At 51.4% G+C, this 4,329-nt stretch carries 5 protein-coding genes; 3 read left to right on the top strand and 2 right to left on the bottom strand.

The window, feature by feature from the left end; genetic code table 11:
* Nucleotides 1–116: 30S ribosomal protein S9 (gene rpsI / locus ACI4J0_RS01230; RefSeq protein WP_439763995.1), on the bottom strand; the 116-nt coding region annotated here is incomplete at its 3' end.
* 16 nt (nucleotides 117–132) lie between these two features.
* On the bottom strand, nucleotides 133–561 hold the full coding sequence (rplM, locus tag ACI4J0_RS01225) for a 50S ribosomal protein L13 (RefSeq protein ID WP_439763994.1): 429 nt from the start codon (nucleotides 559–561) through the stop codon (nucleotides 133–135).
* Nucleotides 562–921: 360 nt separating this feature from the next.
* Here rplM and ACI4J0_RS01220 point away from each other — a divergent pair, with 360 nt between their 5' ends.
* The 3 genes from ACI4J0_RS01220 to ACI4J0_RS01210 are packed head-to-tail and all read left to right on the top strand — an operon-like array spanning nucleotide 922 to nucleotide 4,178.
* Nucleotides 922–2,193, top strand: coding sequence for a hypothetical protein (locus tag ACI4J0_RS01220; protein WP_439763993.1), 1,272 nt, complete (start codon nucleotides 922–924; stop codon nucleotides 2,191–2,193).
* A gap of 28 nt (nucleotides 2,194–2,221) precedes the next feature.
* The gene (locus ACI4J0_RS01215; RefSeq protein ID WP_439763992.1) at nucleotides 2,222–3,619 is read left to right on the top strand and encodes a peptidoglycan-binding protein; all 1,398 of its coding nucleotides are present in this window, start codon (nucleotides 2,222–2,224) and stop codon (nucleotides 3,617–3,619) included.
* Nucleotides 3,620–3,632: 13 nt separating this feature from the next.
* Nucleotides 3,633–4,178: a peptidoglycan-binding domain-containing protein gene (locus ACI4J0_RS01210; protein ID WP_439763991.1), complete on the top strand. Its 546-nt coding sequence runs from the start codon at nucleotides 3,633–3,635 to the stop codon at nucleotides 4,176–4,178.
* Nucleotides 4,179–4,329 lie beyond the last annotated feature (151 nt).

Raw genomic sequence — 4,329 nt, 5'->3', positions numbered from 1 at the left:
TCGATATCTCTGCCGTTGATGGTGATATTACCGCTGCCGGGGTAAACTCTTACTCTTGCTACAGAGCTTTTTCTTCTTCCTGTGCCGTAAAAATACTGCTGCTTAGATTCGTACATAGTTTACACCCTCCTTTTATATCTCGAAGTTTTCAGGCTTCTGAGCAGCGTGGTTGTGCTCGGAGCCTGCATATACTCTCAGACGAGTAAGAGCTGCTCTGCCAAGAGTGTTGTTGGGGAGCATACCGTTTACTGCGATCATCATTGCCTTTTCGGGATTCTTCTTCATCATTTCGCTGTACTTAGTCTCCTTGAGACCGCCGATCCAGCCTGTGTGCCACTTGTAGGTCTTCTGCTCGAGCTTTCTGCCTGTGAGGACAGCCTCTGCGCAGTTGATGATGATTACGTGGTCGCCGCAGTCAGCGTGAGGAGCAAATGTGGGCTTGTGCTTGCCGCGGAGGATAGATGCAGCCTGTGCAGCTACACGACCGAGGGACTTGCCGGAAGCATCAAGTACATACCACTTACGGCTGATTTCATTAGCCTTAGGCATATAAGTTGACATAGTCAAATTCTCCTTTTTAATATAGTATAGTAAAAATTGCCGCATAGACGTTGGTACCGCCCTGCACGCAACTCGATCATTCACAGGGAACTCATACCTCTTCTTTACACAACAGTAATTATTATACACGGTGTTTGTCCGTTTGTCAAGAGGTTTTTGCCCGAATTTTTAAAATATATCCCCTATTCTCTTTAAATCTCTGCATTTTGCTCTATTTCTCTCCATTTCTCTTGTTTCATTTCAGAATTGATATTTGCATATTATCTGCATTTTCCTCCGTTTTCATGCATATATTTTTGATAATCCGTTTTGCAGCTATGCAAAAAACGGTAACGATTTTTTTATTCGGAGGTAATAAGCTTGAACGGAAATGAGTTTAATCTTAACAATATGGCACAGCGGTACAAGGACGAGATGATGCGGCTGTACAGAAAAAGCGGCTCTGCCCCTCAGACGGACAATGCCCCAAGGCAGCAGTCAGGTCAGCCTTCACAGCAGAATACTTCCCAGGCTCAGGCTCAGAGCGGTTCGGCAGAGCATTCAATGCCCGCACCTCAGCAGAATATGCCCATGCAGCCCCAGAGCAGCCCGCGTATGCAAACTGCCCCTCAGGCAAACCGTGCTGCTGAGCCAATGAACCGTAATACTGCGCCGTCAGAGCAGATGAGCCGCCCGGAGCAAAATGCGTCTGATATGCCCGGGAAATCGAATATGACCCGTGATATAGCGGGAACGCCTATACCGGGAGTTCCCGGGGCTTCTCATTTTGCCGCAGAGAAGCCCACCGATATGGGGCTGCCGCTCCCTGTAAGCTGTGAATGCCGCTTCCCTTCGGCGGAGAGCATTATCGAAAGCATTGCGGGAATACCTGCGCACCCGGTTATCCGTCCCGAGGATAATCCCCCTCCCGTATACCCCGGAAATCCAATGATACAGCCCCGTATGACCCCCTACGAAAATCCCGCTCCTATGGGTGCAAATCCCGATATGGGCGGCACCTTCTCACAGGCAGACAAGACCGCTTATCAGAGAAGCCGCGGCTCGTCTCTCCGCGGTGTGATGCTCAACGGCTCTCCCGAGGGCGGTGTGTACAGTATCCCTGCCGAGGCAGAGAACGAAAGGGAGATACTGCCCGATTTTCCTCTTCCTACGTCCTCCACGGAATCGATACCCTCAACCGCCGGGCTTACCCCTTCTATAAGCTGGGTCTCGCTTACGGGGGACAACAGCTGGGGGTATCTGCAGTTCGATGTATTCACCGCAGGCGGCGCATATCCCGTTCCCGGAGCGGTTGTGGCTGTGAAAAAAGTGCTGCCCGGCGGCGTAGGTCTCGTAAGGCTCATGTTTACAGACAGAAGCGGACGCACTCCCACCATCGCTCTCCCCGCTCCTTCTGCCTCCCTGTCTCAGGATCCCATGAGCACCGCCCGTCCCTTCTCCGAGTACAGCGTTACGGTCAGAGCTAAGGGCTACTATACTCTCAGCGACATCAACATTCCCATTTTCGCAGGAGTCAAGACCGTTCAGCCCATCGACCTTATCCCACTGCCCGAATATCCCGAGCAGACTCCCATACAGCCCCGTTCCGACCGCATGGGAAACGGTATGACAAACGATAATTCGGTCGGCTGATACATAAAGAGAATTAAGGAGGCGCCAAATGACAGGAGAGCCGTTCATTCCCGAAAATATTGTCGTTCATCTGGGGGCGCCCGATGACCCGAGCGCTATGAATGTGACCGTTCCGTTTACGGATTACATCAAAAACGTTGCCTCCAGCGAAATTTATCCCACCTGGCCCGAAAGCGCTCTGAGAGCCAATATTTACGCCATTATCACCTATGCGCTCAACAGGTATTACACCGAGTGGTACCCTTCAAGAGGGTATGATTTCGACATCACTAACGACACACGCTATGACCAGTATTACGTTCACGGCAGAGACATTTTCGAGCCTATCAGCAACATCGTGGACGAGATCTTCAACAACTACCTCCGCAGAGAAGGAACCATAGAGCCCATGTTCGCCGCCTACTGCGACGGTGTGCGCACCTACTGTCAGGGACTGAAGCAATGGGAGACGGTGGAGCTTGCAAACCAAGGCATGACACCATATGAGATACTCAGATATTTTTACGGAGATGATATTGAGATAGTGACCAATGCTCCCGTTGCTCCGAATATTCCCTCCTACCCCGGTGAAGTCATCGGCTTCGGCAGCGCAGGCGATGATGTGGTGCGTATCCAGACACAGCTTAACCGCATTTCGCAGAATTACCCTGCCATTCCGAAAATTCCCTATGTTACGGGCAGCTATGACACCCTTACCCAGGACGCTGTAAGGACCTTCCAGCAGGTGTTCGGTCTGCCCCAGACGGGTTCGGTGGATAAATCCACCTGGTACAGGATAAATCAGATATACACAGGCATAAAGCAGCTGGGTGAGCTTACCTCCGAGGGCGTTACCATTTCCGATTACACCGCCGATGTTCCCGAATTTATGGGTCCCGGTCAGTCGGGTGCAAATGTGAGGGTGGTGCAGTACATTCTGTCGGTGATAGGAGCCTATTACGACGCTGTGCCCAGGATAACCATCACAGGCACCTATGACGATGCCACCGCAAATGCCGTCAGAGCGTTCCAGCAGATATACGGTCTGCCCCGGACGGGGATAGTTGACGCAGACACCTGGGAGGAGCTTTACAGAGCCTACAAGGGCATTGCCGACAGCGTTCCCGTTAATCCCGAGGGAGAGGAGATAGTCCTTTTCCCGGGTATGATACTGAGAGAGGGTATGCAGAACGAGTATGTGCGGACGCTCCAGCAGTATCTTACGGAGATACATACTGCTTATCCCCAGATACCTGCGGTAAGCGACACGGGCTATTTCGGTCCTCTCACAAGAAACGCCGTTACCGCTTTCCAGCGCGTATTCGGCATTGCTCCCACGGGCTATGTGGGCGCTGAGACCTGGTCACGCATTGGCGAGATATACAGCGAGGTCAAGTACGGATATGTTAAGCCTGCGGGACAGTTCCCCGGATACACTATAAGATAAGGGAGGCAGACAATTGGCAAACGAAGCTATACCCGTATCCCCTCAGTCCCACGAGGCTAATGTGACGGAGCTGCAGAGGTATCTGAGAGAGATATCCACGAGCGGCGCTAATGTCAGACCCGTTATTCCCGACGGGCTTTACAATGAGCAGACTGCCGCTGCGGTAGCCGATTTCCAGCGCATGAAGGGGCTGCCCGTTACGGGTGAGACGGACAGAGTTACCTGGGACGCTATTCTTGACACATATTATGACATTATTGCAAATCTCTCCGAGCAGATAGGCATCAAGCCCCTGCCATCGGTTAAGACCGTTCTCTCCCCCGGAGACAAGGGCACTGCCATTGTTATTATCCAGGCAATGCTCAACACCCTTGCGGGACTTTTCTACAACATTACGCCAAATTCCCTCAGCGGGGTTTATGACAGCGACACTGTCAAGGCTGTTGCGGAATTTCAGACCATCGCGGGGCTTGCTCCGACAGGCAATACGGATATCCGCACCTACAACGCTCTGGCAGGTCTTTTTGACGCTGTTTCGGCTATGGAGGGTGAGCTGTAACAAACACAATACGGCTTTGCAGTATCTTTAAAACTGCAAAGCCGTCAGTCTGTCGAAAAAGAAACGACAATTATATAATATGCACAACTCCATATTAAAATTGCTTTGTCAAAAACGTTCCACCGGAACGTTTTTGAGGGTAAGTTACCTA

The organism is Huintestinicola sp., assembly GCF_051882455.1.
Classification (GTDB): Bacteria; Bacillota; Clostridia; order Oscillospirales; family Ruminococcaceae; genus Huintestinicola.
Note: the sequence above shows the minus strand (reverse complement) of the source record. Positions and strands in the feature narration are given on the sequence as shown.